This window comes from Spirillospora sp. NPDC049024 (genome assembly GCF_040649235.1).
Lineage (GTDB): Bacteria > Actinomycetota > Actinomycetes > Streptosporangiales > Streptosporangiaceae > Spirillospora.
Genome location: NZ_JBEZFD010000013.1, coordinates 173,810 through 190,656, shown reverse-complemented (window position 1 = coordinate 190,656; position 16,847 = coordinate 173,810). Strand labels below are relative to the sequence as shown.

The window sequence follows — 16,847 nt, the reverse complement described above, 5'->3', positions numbered from 1 at the left end:
CATGTACGGATCAGGTGGTGGCGAGGGCTTCGGTGGGGCTGAGGCGGGACGCCCTGATCGCCGGGTACAGGCCGGCGACCGCGCCGATGAGCAGGGTCGCGGCGACGCCGCCCAGCACCGCCCACGCGGGAATGACGACCGGCCACCCCTGGTACACGGCGTAGACGGCGGTGACGGACGCCCCGACGACCGCGCCGCCGAGGCCGCCGAGCGCCGACAGCAGCAGCGACTCGGCGAGGAACTGCGTGCGGATCTGGCCCCGGGTCGCGCCGAGGGACCGGCGCAGCCCGATCTCCGACCGCCGCTCCAGCACCGAGATGACCATGGTGTTGGCCACCCCCACCCCGCCGACGAGCAGCGCGACCGCGCCGAGGCCGAGCAGCAGCCCGGTGAACGCCTCGCCCGCCGCCTTCTTGGCCGCCAGCGCGTCCGACGGCCGCGACACCTCCACCTCGTTCGGCGCCTCGGGGTTCGCGGTCGCGCCGAGGACGTCCCGGACGTCCTCGACGCTCGCCTCCGCCGACCGGGTGTAGATGGTCGTCGGGTGCCCGTCGAAGCCGAGCCGGGCCTGCGCCGCGTCCCAGCCGACCAGCGCGGCGCTGTCCAGCTCGGGGGCCAGCGCCGCCGGCTCCAGGATGCCGATCACGGTGAACCAGCGGCCGCCGATGAGCACCTGGACGTCCGGGGCCGCGTGCCCGATCCCGAGGCGCCGCGCGGCGGTCGACCCGAGGACGGTCGCGGGGAAGCGGCCGGTCGCGGCGTTCAGCCAGACGCCGCTGCGCAGCCTCGCCCCCGTCGCGGCGCGCAGGTCGGTGCGGGCCGCGTAGGCCGCGATCCCGCCCGTCTCGGTCTCGGGGATCTTGCCCGTCCGGTAGACCTTCGCGCCGTCCACCAGGCCGGTCGCCGACACCTCCCGGACGGGGGCGATCCGGGCCACCATGGCCTCCGACTCCAGGGGCAGCTCGGCCTTGTCGCCGGTCAGGGTGCTGCCGGGCGAGACGGTCAGCAGGTTGGTGCCGAGCGCGGCGAGGGCGCGGTCGAGGTCGGCGCGCGAGGAGGAGGACACCCCGACGACCGCGACCATCGCCGCGATCCCGATCGCGATGCCGAGCGCGGACAGGAACGCCCGCAGCGGCCGGGTCCGCAGGCCGACCGCGCCGACCCTGAGCACGTCGCCCGGCCACATCCGGGCCGGCTGGAGCGTCCCGGCCGTCATCGCTCCGCCCCCGAGAGACGCGCGGCCTCGGGGACCGGCCCGTCCGCCGCCGAGTCCTCCACCACGAGGCCGTCGCGCATCCGGACGCGGCGGGGCAGGCCCGCCGCGATCTCCCGGTCGTGCGTGATGATCACGACGGTGGTGCCGGCGGCGTGCAGCTCGCGCAGCAGCGCCATCACGCCCTCGCCGGACGCCGAGTCGAGCGCGCCGGTCGGCTCGTCGGCGAGCAGCAGCGCGGGCTCCCCGGCGACCGCCCGAGCGATCGCGACGCGCTGCCGCTCGCCGCCGGACAGCTCGTGCGGCTCGTGCTCCAGCCGGTGGCCGAGCCCGACCCGCTCCAGCGCCGCCGCCGCCCGCCGCCGCCGCGCCGCCGGGCGCAGCCCGGAGTACAGCAGGCCGTCCGCGACGTTGTCGATCGCCCGGGTCCCGGCCGCCAGGTGGAAGTGCTGGAAGACGAACCCGATGCGGCTCGCGCGCAGCGCCGACAGCTTCGCGTCCGGGAGCCGCCCCACGTCGTGGCCGTCGATGCGGATCTCGCCGGAGGTGGGGCGGTCCAGGGTGCCGAGCATGTTCAGCATGGTCGTCTTCCCCGAGCCGGAGGGGCCGACGATCGCGACCAGCTCGCCCGCGCCGACGTGCAGCGACACCCCGGCGAGGGCGTGCACGCCGCCCGGGTACGACTTCACCACGTCCCGCAGCCTGATCATTTCGGCACCCCCACCAGCGTGCCCTCGGTGATCCCCTGCCCGGAGACCTCGACCTTCCCGTCGGCGAACATGCCGGTCTCCACCGGGACGTACGACGACGCGGAGCCCTTGACGACCTCCACGCCGAAGCCGCCCTCCCGCAGCGCGACCAGCGCGGACACCGGCACCGTCAGGACGTTCTCGCGCTGCCCGGCGGTGAACTCGACGTCGGCCGAGGCGAGCGCGAAGCGGGCCGCGGCCTTCTTCGCCTTGGCGGAGGAGAGCCAGATCGTGACCTCCACCTTCGTCGTCGGGTCCTCCCCCTGCTCGCCCGGCTCGATCACCGTGGTGACCTCGTCGATCTTCGCCGCGACCGGCGGGCCCTCCGGCAGCGTCACCTCGACGCGGGCGCCCTTCTTCGCGAGCCGCTGGTCGGCGGTGTCCAGCTCGACCGTGACGGCCTGGGTGGTCCCGGTGTAGTCGAGGACCTTCTTGCCGGGGGCGGCGGGCTCGCCCGGATGCGCCGCGACGGCCTCGACGCGGACCGGCCCGTCCGCGAACGCGACCCGTCCGACGTCGACGATCCCGGTCTCCGCCACGCCGATGTCGTCCTGCCACTCCCGGACGGCCTCGGCGGTGTCGGAGGTGTACTCGTCGTCCACGGTGAAGCCGTCGTAGCCGAGCGCGCTGAGGTTCTTCTCGAACCGCTCCACGTCGGAGCCCTCGGTCCCGATCCGCAGCGGCCGGTAGGACGGCTTGGACCCGTACATCAGCACGACCGGGTCGCCGTCGACCTCGTACAGCCGGTGCCCCCGGGTGACCTGGTCGCCGCTTTCGGGCAGCCAGGTGATCGTGCCCCTGGCCTGGCTCGTCGCGGTCATGGTCGGGCCGTAGCCGAGCTGCCCGTCCTCGGTCTGGGTGTCGCTCAGCGTCTGCCTGGCCACCTTCGCCGTGCCGGGCGGGAGGTCCGCGGCCCGCTCGGCGCCCCCGTCCCCGCCGGCGCGCAGCACCGCCACGGCGGCGACGCCGCCCGCCGCGACCACGGCGGCGACGGCGAGGGCGATCCTCCAGCGCGTCCGCCGCCGGCGGCGGACGCGGCGCTCCTCCTGCTCCGCCGGCGCGCGTTCCGCGGTGGTCTCCCCCATCACTTCCTGCCGCCCTGCAGGACCTTCTCGCACGCCTGCTGCGCGGTCTCCAGGTCCGGGTCGTCGCCGACCGTCTTCTTGTCGATCCGGATGCCGGGCTGGTTCGGGTCGGGGTCCGGGAAGTTCTCCACGCCGTTCTTGCGCATGCACGCGGCGAACTCGCGGGCCGCCTCCTGCATCTTCGGGTCGGGCGCGCCGGTGCGGTTCTCCATGGGGCTGTACTGCCGGCACGCCTCCATGGCCTTGTCCACGACGGCCCTGTCGCCCTTGGCCTTGATCTTGACACCCCCGCCGGGCTTCGGGTCCTCCATGTCGACGCCGTGCTCGCGCATGCACTGGGCGAACTTGACGCCGCGCTCCTCCGGGCTGAGCTGCTCGCCGCCGCCCTGCTTCGCGCCGCCCTGGCTCGCGCCGCCGTTGGCCGAGGCCACGGTGCCGCCCTTGTCGTCCGAGCCGCACCCGGTCAGCGCCAGCGCCAGCGCGAGCGGCAGCGCGGCCAGAATCCGCAGTCCCATGTCTCCTCCTCCGCGGCCGGAGCGGTTCCGGCCGACGAGGAGCGATGCAACCCGGCGGCGCGTTTCTCCCGCGTTTCCGCGCCGGAAAAGCGATCACTAACGGAAACGAAACACGGCCTCCGGCACCATCGGCTCCGGAGGAGGCCTCATGAGAGTGCTGGTGGCAGAGGACGAGCGGCTCCTGGCCGACGCGATCGCCGAATGGCTGCGGGACGACGCGCACGCCGTCGACCTCGCCTACGACGGCGCGGCGGCCCTGGAGCGCGTCACCGTCAACGACTACGACGTGGTCGTCCTGGACCGCGACCTGCCCCTCGTCCACGGCGACGAGGTGTGCAGCGAGATCGTCCGGGGCGAGACCGCGGCGCGGGTGCTGATGCTCACCGCCGCCGCGGAGATCACCGACCGCGTCGACGGGCTCGGCCTCGGCGCCGACGACTACCTGACCAAGCCGTTCGCGTTCCCCGAGCTCGCCGCCCGCGTCCACGCGCTCGGCCGCCGCTGCCGCCCGGCCGCGCCGCCGCGGCTGCACCGCGCGGGCATCACGCTCGACCCGGCGCGCCGCGAGGTGTTCCGGGACGGGCGCTACGTCCCCCTCGCGCGCAAGGAGTTCGCGGTCCTGGCCGAGCTGCTGCGCGCCGAGGGAGCCGTCGTGTCCGCCGAGCAGCTCCTGGAGAAGGCGTGGGACGAGCACGCCGACCCGTTCACCGGTGCCGTCCGCCTGACCGTCCTCAAGCTGCGCCGCAAGCTCGCCGACCCGCCCGTCGTCGAGACCGTCAAGGGAGCGGGGTACCGGATCCCATGAGGCTGTCGCTGCGCGCCCGGCTCACCATCACCTACGGCGGGCTGTTCCTGGTCGCCGGCGTGGTGCTGCTCGGCGCGACCTACGCCCTGTTCGACCAGCAGCTCTCGCGGTCCGGCACGAAGGTGCTCGCGACACGGCTGAACCCCGGCCCCGGCGGCGTGCCCCCGTCGCAGACCTCGCAGCAGGCCACGGAGGTCCGAGCGCAGACCGAGGCCCGCATGATGGCCGACGCCGACGACTGGATGCGCAAGCAGCGCGACGAGCTGCACGACGCCGCCGTCACCTCGCTGGTCACCCAGGGGTCGATCGCGCTGCTCGTCGTCGGCGGCGCCGCGGCGGGCTTCGGCTGGCTCATCGCGGGCCAGGTCCTGTCCCCGCTGCACCGCGTCACCGAGACCGCCCGCCGCATCGCCGGCTCCCCCGCCGCCGACCGCGGCCTGCACGAGCGCATCGACCTGCGGGGCCCCCGCGACGAGGTGAAGGAGCTCGCCGACACCTTCGACACGATGGTCGAGCGCCTCGACCGGTCCTTCGACGGACAGCGCCGCTTCGTCGCCAACGCCTCCCACGAGCTGCGCACGCCGCTCACCCTCGGCCGCGCGCTGGTCGAGGTGGCGATGCACCGCGAGTCGGCGTCCCCGGACGTCCGGCAGCTCGGCGAGACCCTCCTGCAGATCAACTCGCGGCACGAGCGCCTCATCACCGGCCTGCTGCTGCTCGCCCGCTCGGAGAACGAGATCACCAGCCGGGCGCCGGTCGACCTGGCCGACGTCGTCGCCCACGTCGGCGCCCAGACGGCCCTCGAAGCGGACGGCGCCGGCATCACCGTCGAGACCGAGACCTCCGAGGCCATGACGGCGGGCGACGCGCTCCTGCTCGAACGCGTCGTGCAGAACCTGCTGGAGAACGGACTGCGCCACAACACCGAGGCGGGCTGGGTCTCCGTGTCCTGCCGGACGGAGGACGGCCGCGCCGTCCTGGAGGTCGCCAACTCCGGCCCGGCCGTCCCGCGGTACGAGATCCCAGCCCTCTTCGAGCCCTTCCGCCGCCTCGACAACGACCGCATCGTCACCGCCAAGGGGGCGGGGCTCGGGCTGTCGATCGTCCAGTCCATCGTGCGGGCCCACAACGGAACCGTGACCGCCGCGCCCCGGCCGGGCGGCGGCCTCACCGTCACCGTCGCCCTGCCGGCCGCGGACCCGGAGGACGGCGACGTCCTGCCGGGCGCGCCCGCCCAAGCGCCGCGCGACCTCCCGGCCGGGCGCGGCGGCCGCGGCGGCCGCGCGAGATCCGCCGTGCGCTCCTAGCCGCTCGCCCCCGTCACCGGGGCGCGCCGTTGCCGGACATCCCGCGGGCGCCGAGGCGGCGCAGCTCGCGCGGGCTGACGCCGAAGCGCTGCCGGAACGCGTGGCTGAGCGCGCTGGCCGAGGAGAACCCCGTGGCGTGCGCGAGGTCGGTGATGGTGACGTGCCGGTCGTGAGGGTTGCGCAGCCGGTCGCGAACCAGCCGGAGCCGCTCCTCGCGGATCAGCTCGCGGGGCGTGGTCCCGGCGCGCTGCAGCGCGAGCTGCACCTGCCGCAGCGACCAGCCGAGGTCCTGCGCCATCGCGGCGCCGGTGAGCCCGGGATCGGTGGCGTGCTCGCGGACGTAGCGGCGCACCACCGCCTCCACCTCGGCGAGGTGGCCGGGCGCGGGCGGGCGCTCCTCGCCCGCGAGCATGAGGCACAGCAGCTCGGTGATCCGCTCGCACGCGGCGTCGAACTGCCGCACGGTGAGGGTGCGGCGCTCCTCGCCGACCGCCCGCACCATGTCGGCGACGACGCGGCCGAGCCCGGCGGACAGGTCCAAGCCGGTCACCGGGCGGGGCGGGGCGCTCACCCGGCCGTCCATCTCGCGGGCCGGGATCGTCATGACCAGCGCGCGGGCCGGCCGCGGCTGGACGACCCGGAACGGCGCCGCGGGCGCGATGAGGCCGCCGGTGCCGGGGCGCAGGCGCGCCTCGCGGCCGTCCTGCACCATGAGCATCTCGCCGTGCAGCGGGAGCAGGAACCGGTAGCCGCGGTCGCGGCGCGCCTGCCCCGGGGTGCGGACGTAGTCGGAGCGGTCCGAAAGGTACAGGACGAGCCGGAACCCGGCGCCGTTCTGCCTGACCGGCCCGCCGAGCACGTCGTCCACCGCAGGCCCCTCCACCCCCGCCGCCGTAGATCGTTCGCGGGCGAGCGTAGTACGACCGCCGCCAATGAATCAGGCGAATCCATCGGAAAGTAACGTGATTCAGACTGTGGGTGATCTTGCGATGCGCCCGGCGGCAAGTTCTCTGCGCGCGAGCACAAGCGCATCCCGGCGCACCCGTCCTACGGTGCCGAAACCGCGGCGTATCCGCGCCGTCCCCCACCAGCCATGAGGCGGTCCGCCGTGGACGCGGCCGGACCCGCCTCGCCGAAAACCCCTGCACCGAGGATCTGATGGAGCAATTCCTCTTGGCGGCGGCGCTCGTCGTCGTGGCGGGCGCCGGCATCGCGGCCGCCGTCCTGCTGGTACGCCAGCGGCAGGAGACGGCCGGCCTCCGCGCGCAGAACGCCGTCCTGGCCCGCGGCCTCGACCTGCGCGAGAAGGAGCTGCGGCACCTCGCGGACGTCCGGCTGCCGGAGCTCATGGAGTCCCTGCACAACCCCGGCGTGCGCGTCACCGGCCCGCTGCACGACCTCGACCGCGAGGCGCCCGCGTTCGGGCAGGCGCTGCGGACCGTCACCGAGCTGTTCGCCGGGTCCGCCGCGCGCGTCCGGGAGCGGGCCGACCTGTCGGCGAAGTCGACGCTGCGGGCGATGATGCGCGCGGTGCAGAGCCTCGCCAACGAGCAGCAGCTCGCCATCTCCGACATGCAGGAGCGCCACGACGACCCCGACGTGCTGGAGGGCCTGCTCCGCATCGACCACATGAACGCCCAGCTCGGGCGGCGCGCCCAGGCCACCGCGGTGCTGTGCGGGTCGTGGCCGGGGCAGCAGCGCTCGGCGTCGTCGATGAGCGACGTGGTGCGCGGCGCGACCTCCCGCATCCGCGACTACCTGCGCGTCAACATCCAGGAGCCGGTGAACACCGCGGTGACCAGCCGGGCCGTGGAGCCCATCGTGCTGACCCTCGCCGAGCTGCTCGACAACGCGGCGCGGCACTCGCGCCCCGACACCACCGTCGAGGTCAACTTCCAGTCCACGCACAACGGCGTCGCCATCATGATCGACGACGCGGGGGTCGCGATGGACGCCGAGGAGCTCCAGCGCGCCGCCGACCTGCTGTCCGGCGACGCGTCGGTCGACATCCACCGGCTCGGCGACCCGCCCCGCGTCGGGTTCGCGGTGGCGGGCGTCCTCGCCGCCCGGTACGGGTTCCGGGTGTCGGTCGACACGCGCTCCCCCTACGGCGGCGTGCGGGCCGTCGTGTTCGTGCCGAGCGCGCTGCTCACCGACGTCCCAGGCGAGCGGGCGCCCGAACGGTCCGCCGCGTCCCGTCCGGCCGGCGAGGGCCCCGCGCCCGCCGCCGCGGCCGGCGTCCCCGCCACCCCGGGCGGGCTGCCCAAGCGCACCCGCGTCGCGGTCGCCGAGCGGCCCGCCGGGGACGCCGGGGACGAGGAACCGCCCGCCGCGCCGGACGCGGGGGCGCAGCCGCCGGCCAGGCCGGCCCGGGAGACCGCCGCGGGCCTCGGCGCCTGGCAGCGCGGCACGCGGTCCGGCCGCGCCGCGTCGCCGGCCGACGCGGACGGCCCCGGCATCGAGAGCAAGGACCTGCGGCCATGAACGAGGGGTGGAACGGCGCGATGGACGACGGTACGAACCGGCTCGGCTGGATGCTGGACGACGCGCTGCGGATGCCGGAGACCCGCTACGCGATCCTGCTGTCGGCCGACGGGCTGCTCATGGCGCACTCCGCGCGGATCAGCAGGGACGAGGCGGAGCGGCAGGCCGCCGGCATGGCGGGCCTGCAGTCGCTCGCCCGCAGCACCGCCGAGTTCTGCGGGGACGCGGGCACGACCTGGCGGCAGACGGTCAACGAGTTCGACGACGGGTACGTCTTCCTCGTGGCCGCCGGCCCCGGCGCGTACCTGGCGGTGTCGGCGACGCAGCACGTGGACATGGAGACCGTGTCGTTCCGGCTCCAGGAACTCGTCCAGCGGCTGGGCAAGGAGATGACCACCCCGCCGCGGCCGGGCGCGGGCCGTCCCGCATGACCCCGCGCCGCAGCAGGCGGGCCCTGGTCCGCCCGCACGTCGTCACCGGCGGGCGGGCGCACCCCACCCGCAACGTGTTCGACCTCGTCACCCTCGTGACCGCGGTCGGCGACCCGCCGCGCACCGGCCTGTCCCCGGAGAAGGCCCGCATCGTCGAGCTGTGCCGCGGCGGCGCGCTGTCGGTCGTGGAGATCTCCGGCCATCTGAGCCTGCCCGTCGGGCTCACCAAGGTCCTGCTGTCCGACCTCGTCGACAGCGGGCACCTCACCACCCGGGCCGCCGCGCCCGCCGCCCAGCAGTCCAAGGCCCGGCTCCTTCAGGAGGTGCTCGATGGACTCCGCGCTCGCCTCTGACACCCCCTATCTGCGCGAGAGCGTCCGGACCGCCGTGAAGATCCTCGTCGTGGGGCACTTCGCCGTCGGCAAGACCACCTACGTCGGGACGCTGTCGGAGATCCGCCCGCTGCGCACCGAGGAGCGGATGACGCAGGCCGGAGCGGCGGTGGACGACCTCGCCGGCATCCGCGACAAGACGACCACGACCGTCGCGATGGACTTCGGGCGCCTCACCCTCAGCGACGACCTCGTCCTGTACCTGTTCGGGGCGCCGGGGCAGCAGCGGTTCACCCGGCTGTGGGACGACCTCGCCCGCGGCGCCCTCGGCGCGCTGATCCTGGTCGACACCGCCCGCCTCCAGGAGTCCTTCGCCGTCATGGACATCGTGGAGAAGCAGGGCCTCCCGTACGCGGTCGCCGTCAACCACTTCGAGGGCGCGCCGCGCTTCCCCGACGCCGAGGTGCGCGAGGCCCTCGACCTCGCGCCGGCGACCCCGCTCGTCAGCTGCGACGCCCGCGACCGCACCTCGTCCACCGAGGCGCTCATCTCGCTCGTCGACCACCTCCTCACCCTGGACGGGGAGAAGCCATGACCACCGACCAGTCGTACCCGGGCGGGCCGTACGCCGAGCCCGAGCGCGTCGCGCTGTACGGCCCGGAGTTCGCCAAGGACCCGCAGAGCGCCTACGCCCGGATGCGCGCGTACGGCGACTTCGCGCCCGTCGAGCTGTCGCCGGGCGTGCCGGCGACGCTCGTCCTCGGCTACGACGCCGCGCTGGAGATCCTGCGCGACCCCGCCACGTTCCCGCGCTGCAGCGAGGTGTGGGAGGAGGAGGTCGGGCCCGAGTGCCCGGTGCTGCCGATGATGATGTCGCGGCCCAACGCGCTGTTCACCAACGGAAGCGTGCACGCCCGGCTGCGCTCGGTGATCGTCGAAAGCCTGGACCGGGTCGACCCGGTGTCGCTGCGCGAGAGCACCGCGCGCAGCGCCGACAGCCTCATCGACCGGTTCACCGGCGACGGCAAGGCCGACCTCATCGGCCAGTACGCCCGCACGCTGCCGCTGCTGGTGTTCAACGCGATGTTCGGCTGCCCCCGCGACATCGGCGACAAGCTCGTGCGCGGCATGAGCGCCATCTTCGACACCGTCTCCGCCGAGGAGGGCAACGCGCTGCTCGTGGAGGCGACCGGCGAGCTGGTGGCGCACAAGCGCGCGCATCCGGGCGCGGACGTGACGTCCTGGATGATGAGCCACCCCGCCGGGCTCGACGACCTGGAGATGGCCCACCAGCTCATCCTGCTGGTCGGGGCCGGCACCGAGCCGGAGCAGAACCTCATCGCCAACGGCATCCTGCTGCTGCTCTCCGACGACCGGTTCGGCGGCGACCTGTCCGGCGGCTCCCTGCCCGTCGAGGACGCGCTCGACGAGATCCTCTGGACCGACCCGCCGATGGCCAACTACGGGACCACCTTCCCCCGCCAGGACATCGACTTCCACGGCTACCGGCTGCCCGCCCACCAGCCCGTCCTGGTCAGCTACGCCGCCGCGAACACCGATCCGTCCCGGGCGTCCGCCGACCGCAAGGGCAACCGCGCCCACCTGTCCTACGCGGGAGGCCCGCACACCTGCCCGGCGAAGAGCCACTCCCGGCTGATCGCGTCCGTCGCGATCGAGACGCTCCTCGACCGGCTCCCCGACGTGGAGCTGGCGGTCCCCGCGGAGCACCTGGAATGGCGGCCGGGCCCGTTCCACCGGGCCCTCACCGCCCTCCCGGTCACCTTCCCGCCGGACCAGGCCCTTCCGTAGCGGAGCGCAGCGCGCCGACGACCGCGGCGAGCTGCGTGATCAGGCCGGTGACACTGGTCTGGTCGGCGCCGTTCACGGTGACGGTGCGCAGCTCGTCCGGCTTGGGCAGCTTGGCCATGATCTCGGGCAGGGACGCGATGAGCCGCGCCTGGACGGCCGCGGGGGTCCGCTCGTTCTCCAGCGCGGCGCGCGCGGCGTCGCGCTCCAGATCGAGCAGCGACTGCTCGTGCCGCGACCTGGCGCGCATGTCGGCGAGGGCCAGCTCGCCCTCGGTGCGCAGCCGGGCCAGCTCGTGGTCGCGCTCGATGCGCAGCCGCCCCGTCTCGGCCTCCTCCTCGTGCCGCTCGCGCTCCATCCGCAGCGCGTGCCGCGTGGTCTCGGTCTGGAGCTCGGCGACCTCGCGGGAGTCGTCGTGCTCGCGCCGGGTGCGGCGCAGCTTCTCGGCCGCCTCGGTGTCGAACAGCTGCGACTCGTTGCGGGCGCGCAGCTCGGCGAGCTCGCGCTCGTGCTCCAGCCGCTGCGTCTCCTTGATCCGCGCGGCGGCCATCTCCCGCTGCGCGACGGCCTCCTCGGCCTCCAGTTCGGCCAGCCGCGCGATCTGCGCCTGCTCGGCCCGGTAGGGCTTCTGCAGGTTCTCCCAGAGCCGGGACGAGCTGACCACGGCCTCCTTGATCTGCACCGTGACGATCCGCAGGCCGAGCCCCTGGTCGCTGTTGTCCTCGCCCTCGGCGACCGCGCGCAGCCGGGCCGTCAGCTCCTCGATGATCGGCTGCTTGTCGCTGAGGACGTCGCGCACCCCCATCGTGGCGACCTTGTCCTTGATCGCCGCCTCGGCCTGCTCGCGGAGCTGGAGGTTCACCAGCCGCATCGGGTCGTCGCCGCCGAAGTCGAGCTTGCGGTAGGCGGTGGCGAAGTCCTGGACGATCCACTGCACGTAGCCCTGGACGAGCACGCCCTGCAGCTCCCGGCAGATGCAGTAGGCGTTGATCAGGATCGTCTGCGTCGCGCCCGGCACCACGAGGAAGGAGTCGGTGGCCGGGTTGAACCGGAACGACACCCCGAGGCCGATGTGCAGCGGCTCGGCGCGCCCGCGCCGGGTGTGCACGACGAACGCGTTCGGCGGGACGAGCACGTTCTTCCACCGCCAGAACCCGCTGATCCGCACGTCCACGGGCCCCGCGGCGGGGCGGTCGGCGGGCCCCGCGGCACCGAGGGCGCGGTCGCGCTTGGCCAGCGGTCCCGGCGCCGGGGCGGCGCCGACCGCGCCGGGAGGCGGCGGCGGGGAGCGCCTCGCCTTCAGGTCGTCCTCCAGCACCGCCTGCTCGGCGACGACCTTGTCCAGATAGCTGTTGCCCTGGCCTGAAGCGCTCATCTCGCTCCCCCGGAATTCGGTGTGGCCGCCACATTAATGAACCTTTTGTTTGGATGCGTGCGTATTTGCGAGCGTGGCGACACACGAGGCGACGGCGACGCGCAAAAGGGAGCCGAGACACGAGGAGACTCAGGCGGCGGGGACCGATGCTCCGATGCTCGCGATCGGGGCCGGAGCGATCGCGCTGGTCGTCCTCGCGCTCGTGGTGCGGCTCGGCGGCGCGTTCAGCGAGACCGCGGCGCCGGGGCTCTCCCAGGCGGGGGCGCTGACGAAGACCGGCCTGGTGACGGCGCGGCTGGGCGGCAACGCCGCCGCCGTCCTCACGGTCGGATGGCTGCTGGTCGCGGCCGTTTTCGTGCCCGGCACGCCCGCCGCGCGCCGGTGCCTGCGCGCGGCGTCGCTCGCCGCGACGGCCTGGGCCGCGTGCACGCTCGCGCTGATCGTGTTCACCGTCCTCGACCTGTTCGGGGTGGGCGTCACCAAGGTCACCGGCGACATGATGCGGACGTTCCTCGTCGAACTGCCGCAGGGACGGGCGCTGCTCCTCGTCCTCGCCGCCGCGGCCGCCGTGTCGGTCGCGGCGGGCCTCCCCGGAGGCGAACACCGCGCCGGGAACGGGGCCGGGTACCCGCTGGCCGCGGCGCTCGCCGGGATGCTGCCGCCGCTGTTCACCGGGCACGCCGCGAGCGGCGCGAACCACACCCTCGCCGTCTACAGCCTCGTCGCCCACATCCTGGGCGTCGCGCTGTGGATCGGCGGGCTGGTCGCCCTGGTCACCGTCGCCCCGGCCGTCGGCGACCGGCTCCCCCGCGTCGCCCACCGGTACAGCGGGCTGGCGCTCGTGTCGTTCGCCGTCGTCGGCGCCAGCGGCGCGGTGAACGCGTGGGTGCGGCTCGGCGGCGTCCACCTCGGCTCGCGGTACGGAGCGCTGGTCGTCGCGAAGGCCGCCGCGCTCGCCGTCCTCGGCGCGATCGGCTGGTGGCACCGCCGCGCCACCCTCCCCGCCCTGCGCGACGGGCGGGGCGCGCGGCCCTTCCTGCGGCTCGGCGCCGTCGAGGTCCTCGTGATGGCGGCGACGATGGCGCTCGCCACCGGGCTCTCGCGCACGCCGCCGCCGGAGGTCGCGCCCGGCACGCTGGACGTCGTCGCGCTGCGGCTCGGGTTCCCGCTGCCCGGCCCCGCCGGAGCCGGGCCCCTCCTGCTCGACTGGTGGATCGACCCGCTGTTCCTCGTGCTCGTCGCCTGCGGCGCCGTCCTGTACGGGACGGGTGTCGCGCGGGTGCGCGACTGGCCGTGGCGGCGGACCCTGGCCTGGGCCGCCGGGCTGCTCGTGGTGCTGCTGGCCACCTGCAGCGGAATCTCCCGGTACAGCATGGTCCTGTTCAGCGTCCATGCCGTCCAGCACGTCCTCGTCGGCCTGGTCGCGCCGGTACTGCTGCTGTACGGGGCGCCGCTGCGGCTGGCGCTGAAGGCGATGCGCGGCGAGGGCGGCCCGCTGCTCGCCGCCGCCGCCGCGAGCCGGGGCGTCCGGGTGCTCGCGGACCCGCTCGTCGCGTCCGCGCTGCTCCTGCTCAGCCTCTACGTGTTCTACCTGTCGCCGCTGTTCGGGGCGTCCCTCGCCAACCACGCCCTGCACTCGCTGGCGCTGGCCGTCTTCCTGGCCGTCGGCCTGGCGTACTTCCACGGGACGGCCGGGACGCTGATGCCGTTCGCCGTCCTGCCGCTCCACGTGATCGCCGGGATCGCCCTGATGCGGAACGGGACCGTCCTCGGCGGCTGGTACGAGCACCTCGGCCGCCGCTGGGGCGCGTCACCACTGGAGAACCAGCACCTCGGCGCGCTGCTCCTCTGGACGGGGGCCGCCGCCGTCACGCTCGCCGTCGCGGCGGCGCATGGACTTCACCGGCACGGACTTCAGGGGCGGGGGACACGGTCCACGACGCGGCTGAGCGCCTCGACCACCGTCGGGTCGTACTCGGAGGCGGAGTCGAGCCGCAGCCGCTCCAGCACGGCGGCGCCCCGGTCGCGGTCGCCGGAGTCGCCGACCAGGTCGTCGTAGGCGTTGGCCACCTTGATGATGCGGCCGGCGAGCGGCGGCGGGAGCGGCCGCTCCCCGCCGTCGCCGGACGGCTCGCGCCCCGTCCGGTAGGGGTGCGACGACAACTGGACGATGAGCGCGACCCGGTCCAGCACCCCGGTCTGCTTGATCACTTCGGCGCCGAGCTCGGCGATGCGGCGCTGCTCGGCCGGGGACGCCAGCACCGTCGCGCCGCCCGGGATCGGGTCGCCGAGCGACAGCTGCCCGATGTCGTGCATGAGGGCGGCGTACTCCAGTTCGAGGAGCTCGGCCTCGGACATCCCCAGCTCGCGCCCCATCGCCACCGCGAGCTTGGACACCCGACGCGAGTGACCCGCCTCCACGTAGCCGCCGACCTCGGTGACGCGCGACAGCGCCCGGACGGTCTGCAGGTAGGTGGCGCGGATCCCGGCGTAGCGGCGGAACGCGAACTGCGTCACCAGGATCGGCACCGTGAAGATCAGCAGCGCGGCCTCGCCCATCGCGGTCGTCGCGACCGCGATCAGCATGGCGGTCGCGCTGGTCGCGGCGCACAGCGCCATCTTCGCCTCGAACTCGTCGCGCAGCGCGATGCCGAACCGCGCCCGCACGGCCTCCGCGCGGATCATCGCGGCGATCAGCATGTCGGTGAAGCAGGCCAGCACCACGACGAAGCACATGACGGCCAGCAGCAGCTGCCAGGGCAGGTCGAGGGGCATCAGCGGCCGGAAGCACAGCGCGACGACCGCGACGGTGAACAGCCGCCGCGCCATCGCGTCGGGCCGCGCCGACCGGCCGACCGCGATGTGCGGCAGCGAGCCGACCAGCATCCCCGCCGCGGTGACGGCGACGACCTGCAGCGCGGAGTGCTCGGCGGCCACGATGCCGAGCCGCGCGCCCGGCGGGGCGCCCTCCGGGCCGACGCCGACCAGCATCGCGTAGCCCATCGCGCCCGCGCTGGCGATCGGCGCGACCTCCCGGTTGCCCGGCATCACCATGCGGAACAGCTCGCCCAGCGCGATCAGCACGCCGAAGATGATCGCGATGTCGGGCTGGCGGAGGCCGACCGCCGCGACCTCGGTGACCGCGACGATGACGAACAGCCCGGCGGTGGCGATCAGCAGGAGCTGGCCGGAGTCGATGGTCTGCCACGCGGCGCGGTCGCGGGCGCGCGTGCCGCCGCTCATGGACGTCCCGTCACTGGCGCACCCCGTCGCCGCCGGCGACGCGCAGCGGCGCGCTCGGGTCGTCGTGGTCCTGCTGGGTGGTCTCGACGACGTCGTCGTCCGGCAGCACGACCGGCCGCGGCGGCTCCCAGCCCTCCCGCTCCAGCGCCCGCAGGAACGCCTCCACCATCGCGGGGTCGAAGTGGTCGCCCATCCCGCGGCGCAGCTCCTCGACGGCCTCCTCCTTGGTGCGGGCGGCCCGGTAGGAGCGGGTCGAGGTCATCGAGTCGAACGCGTCCGCGACGGAGATGACCCGGGCGAACTCGGGGATCTCGTCGCCCGCGAGGCCCATCGGGTAGCCGCGGCCGTTCATCTTCTCGTGGTGGTGCATGATGCCGGCGAGCGCCTCGTCCAGGAAGCCGATCTCCCGGACGATCTCCAGCCCGCGCATCGGGTGCAGCTGGATCGCGGCGAACTCCTCCTCGGTGAGCGAGCCGGACTTCTGCAGCACCTTGGTCGGGACGCCGAGCTTGCCGACGTCGTGCAGCATCCCCGCGTACCGGATCGCCTCGACCCGGTCCGCGCGCATCCCGATCTCCTGGGCGATCATCACCGAGCCGCGGGAGACGCGCTCGGAGTGGCCGCGGGTGTAGAAGTCCTTGGTCTCGACCGCCTGGCACAGCGCGGCGAGCGTCGCGGCGTGCGCCTGCTGCTGCGCGTACGCCTGGTCCATGGCCCAGCGGGCGATGAACAGCGGGAGCAGGACGAGGACGGCGGCGAGCGGCCCGACCCGCGGCCACAGCCCGGCGATCAGCAGGCCGACCATGCCGTAGCCGAGGCAGCCGACGGCGACCTGGCCGAGCTCGCGCAGCAGCTCGCGCGGCGAGGCCTGCCGGCTGAGGAGCAGCACCCCGGCCATCAGCATGAGGTTGACCAGGACGAAGGCGACCAGCGCGCCGAGGAAGGGCCCGATGACGTTCTCCACCCAGCGGGCCTGCTCCGGATGGAAGCGGTCACCGTCGAGGAAGTCGAAGACCGTGCCCGCGATGTACCCGCTGAGCGCGAACTGCGCGCCGTTGAAGAGGCGCTTCTCCGGGGCGAAGAACCGCTGCCCGGTGACCAGCGCGCTGAGCCCGAGCAGCGCGGCGCCGACCGGGCCGAGCAGCACCACCGACGCCAGGCTCGCGGCGAAGCTCAGCGAGACCCTGGCCCGCCTGATGTTCAGCCGCGCGGGCGCCGAGTCGCAGACCAGGAACAGCAGCGCCAGCACGGCCAGTTTCGACCAGTCGAGGTCCGCGAAGGACGACGTCGCGATGAGGCCCGCCGCGAGGGCGACCACACCGCATACGTACGCCCAGGCAGCGAGAGGTAGTCCACGCATTGCCGCCCCTCGGGGAGTGACGAGATGGCGGGCCGCCACCGGGCTCACACGTGCCGGCCGGCACCTAGACCCAGGACACGCCCTTGGTCAGCATCAGCGACCACGGCGGCGGGACGCTCGGGCCCCGCCCGTCTCCGTGCGG

The 16,847-nt window shown here is 74.4% G+C and carries 15 protein-coding genes and 1 pseudogene; 8 read left to right on the top strand and 8 right to left on the bottom strand.

Translation table 11 applies throughout. The features are described 5' to 3' along the window. Positions 1 to 10 precede the first annotated feature (10 nt). The 4 genes from AB0C21_RS24630 to AB0C21_RS24615 are packed head-to-tail and all read right to left on the bottom strand — an operon-like array spanning position 11 to position 3,562. Positions 11 to 1,216, bottom strand: a complete 1,206-nt coding sequence (locus AB0C21_RS24630; protein ID WP_500207218.1) for an ABC transporter permease — start codon at positions 1,214 to 1,216, stop codon at positions 11 to 13. Further along, a complete protein-coding gene (locus AB0C21_RS24625; protein WP_500207217.1) occupies positions 1,213 to 1,923 on the bottom strand; it encodes an ABC transporter ATP-binding protein in 711 nt (236 codons plus the stop codon). The genes AB0C21_RS24630 and AB0C21_RS24625 overlap by 4 nt, the downstream gene beginning before the upstream one ends. After that, on the bottom strand, positions 1,920 to 3,047 hold the full coding sequence (locus AB0C21_RS24620) for a peptidoglycan-binding protein (protein ID WP_500207215.1): 1,128 nt from the start codon (positions 3,045 to 3,047) through the stop codon (positions 1,920 to 1,922). Before AB0C21_RS24620 ends, AB0C21_RS24625 begins: the two co-directional genes overlap by 4 nt. Further along, positions 3,047 to 3,562: a hypothetical protein gene (locus AB0C21_RS24615; RefSeq protein WP_500207214.1), complete on the bottom strand. Its 516-nt coding sequence runs from the start codon at positions 3,560 to 3,562 to the stop codon at positions 3,047 to 3,049. Before AB0C21_RS24615 ends, AB0C21_RS24620 begins: the two co-directional genes overlap by 1 nt. 148 nt (positions 3,563 to 3,710) lie before the next feature. Between AB0C21_RS24615 and AB0C21_RS24610 the strand changes: the two genes are divergently transcribed. Then, on the top strand, positions 3,711 to 4,367 hold the full coding sequence (locus AB0C21_RS24610) for a response regulator transcription factor (protein WP_500207212.1): 657 nt from the start codon (positions 3,711 to 3,713) through the stop codon (positions 4,365 to 4,367). Then, complete coding sequence (locus tag AB0C21_RS24605; protein ID WP_500207210.1) at positions 4,364 to 5,674, top strand: sensor histidine kinase; 1,311 nt, start codon at positions 4,364 to 4,366, stop codon at positions 5,672 to 5,674. Before AB0C21_RS24610 ends, AB0C21_RS24605 begins: the two co-directional genes overlap by 4 nt. 13 nt (positions 5,675 to 5,687) lie before the next feature. On the opposite strand, the gene AB0C21_RS24600 is transcribed toward AB0C21_RS24605, so the two are convergent. Then, positions 5,688 to 6,542: a helix-turn-helix domain-containing protein gene (locus tag AB0C21_RS24600; RefSeq protein ID WP_500207208.1), complete on the bottom strand. Its 855-nt coding sequence runs from the start codon at positions 6,540 to 6,542 to the stop codon at positions 5,688 to 5,690. Between the two features lie 290 nt (positions 6,543 to 6,832). Here AB0C21_RS24600 and AB0C21_RS24595 point away from each other — a divergent pair, with 290 nt between their 5' ends. From AB0C21_RS24595 to AB0C21_RS24575, 5 genes are read left to right on the top strand one after another with little or no spacing between them, the layout of a single operon-like run. Then, positions 6,833 to 8,158: an ATP-binding protein gene (locus tag AB0C21_RS24595; RefSeq protein ID WP_500207206.1), complete on the top strand. Its 1,326-nt coding sequence runs from the start codon at positions 6,833 to 6,835 to the stop codon at positions 8,156 to 8,158. Then, positions 8,155 to 8,589: a roadblock/LC7 domain-containing protein gene (locus AB0C21_RS24590; RefSeq protein WP_235037444.1), complete on the top strand. Its 435-nt coding sequence runs from the start codon at positions 8,155 to 8,157 to the stop codon at positions 8,587 to 8,589. The genes AB0C21_RS24595 and AB0C21_RS24590 overlap by 4 nt, the downstream gene beginning before the upstream one ends. Then, complete coding sequence (locus AB0C21_RS24585) at positions 8,586 to 8,942, top strand: DUF742 domain-containing protein (RefSeq protein ID WP_149264946.1); 357 nt, start codon at positions 8,586 to 8,588, stop codon at positions 8,940 to 8,942. The genes AB0C21_RS24590 and AB0C21_RS24585 overlap by 4 nt, the downstream gene beginning before the upstream one ends. Then, complete coding sequence (locus AB0C21_RS24580) at positions 8,920 to 9,516, top strand: GTP-binding protein (protein ID WP_149264947.1); 597 nt, start codon at positions 8,920 to 8,922, stop codon at positions 9,514 to 9,516. The genes AB0C21_RS24585 and AB0C21_RS24580 overlap by 23 nt, the downstream gene beginning before the upstream one ends. Continuing rightward, positions 9,513 to 10,730, top strand: a complete 1,218-nt coding sequence (locus tag AB0C21_RS24575) for a cytochrome P450 (RefSeq protein ID WP_500207204.1) — start codon at positions 9,513 to 9,515, stop codon at positions 10,728 to 10,730. Before AB0C21_RS24580 ends, AB0C21_RS24575 begins: the two co-directional genes overlap by 4 nt. On the opposite strand, the gene AB0C21_RS24570 is transcribed toward AB0C21_RS24575, so the two are convergent. Then, positions 10,699 to 12,102, bottom strand: coding sequence for an SPFH domain-containing protein (locus AB0C21_RS24570; RefSeq protein ID WP_500207203.1), 1,404 nt, complete (start codon positions 12,100 to 12,102; stop codon positions 10,699 to 10,701). The two genes, AB0C21_RS24575 and AB0C21_RS24570, sit on opposite strands and share 32 nt — an antisense overlap. Before the next feature lie 154 nt (positions 12,103 to 12,256). Between AB0C21_RS24570 and AB0C21_RS24565 the strand changes: the two are divergent. Beyond that, positions 12,257 to 13,984: pseudogene (locus AB0C21_RS24565) on the top strand (bifunctional copper resistance protein CopD/cytochrome c oxidase assembly protein); the annotation flags it as partial. Positions 13,985 to 14,016: 32 nt separating this feature from the next. Here AB0C21_RS24565 and AB0C21_RS24560 read toward each other — a convergent pair. Next, positions 14,017 to 15,345, bottom strand: coding sequence for an HD-GYP domain-containing protein (locus AB0C21_RS24560; protein WP_500207201.1), 1,329 nt, complete (start codon positions 15,343 to 15,345; stop codon positions 14,017 to 14,019). Between the two features lie 10 nt (positions 15,346 to 15,355). After that, complete coding sequence (locus tag AB0C21_RS24555; RefSeq protein WP_500207199.1) at positions 15,356 to 16,705, bottom strand: HD-GYP domain-containing protein; 1,350 nt, start codon at positions 16,703 to 16,705, stop codon at positions 15,356 to 15,358. Between the last annotated feature and the right edge of the window lie 142 nt (positions 16,706 to 16,847).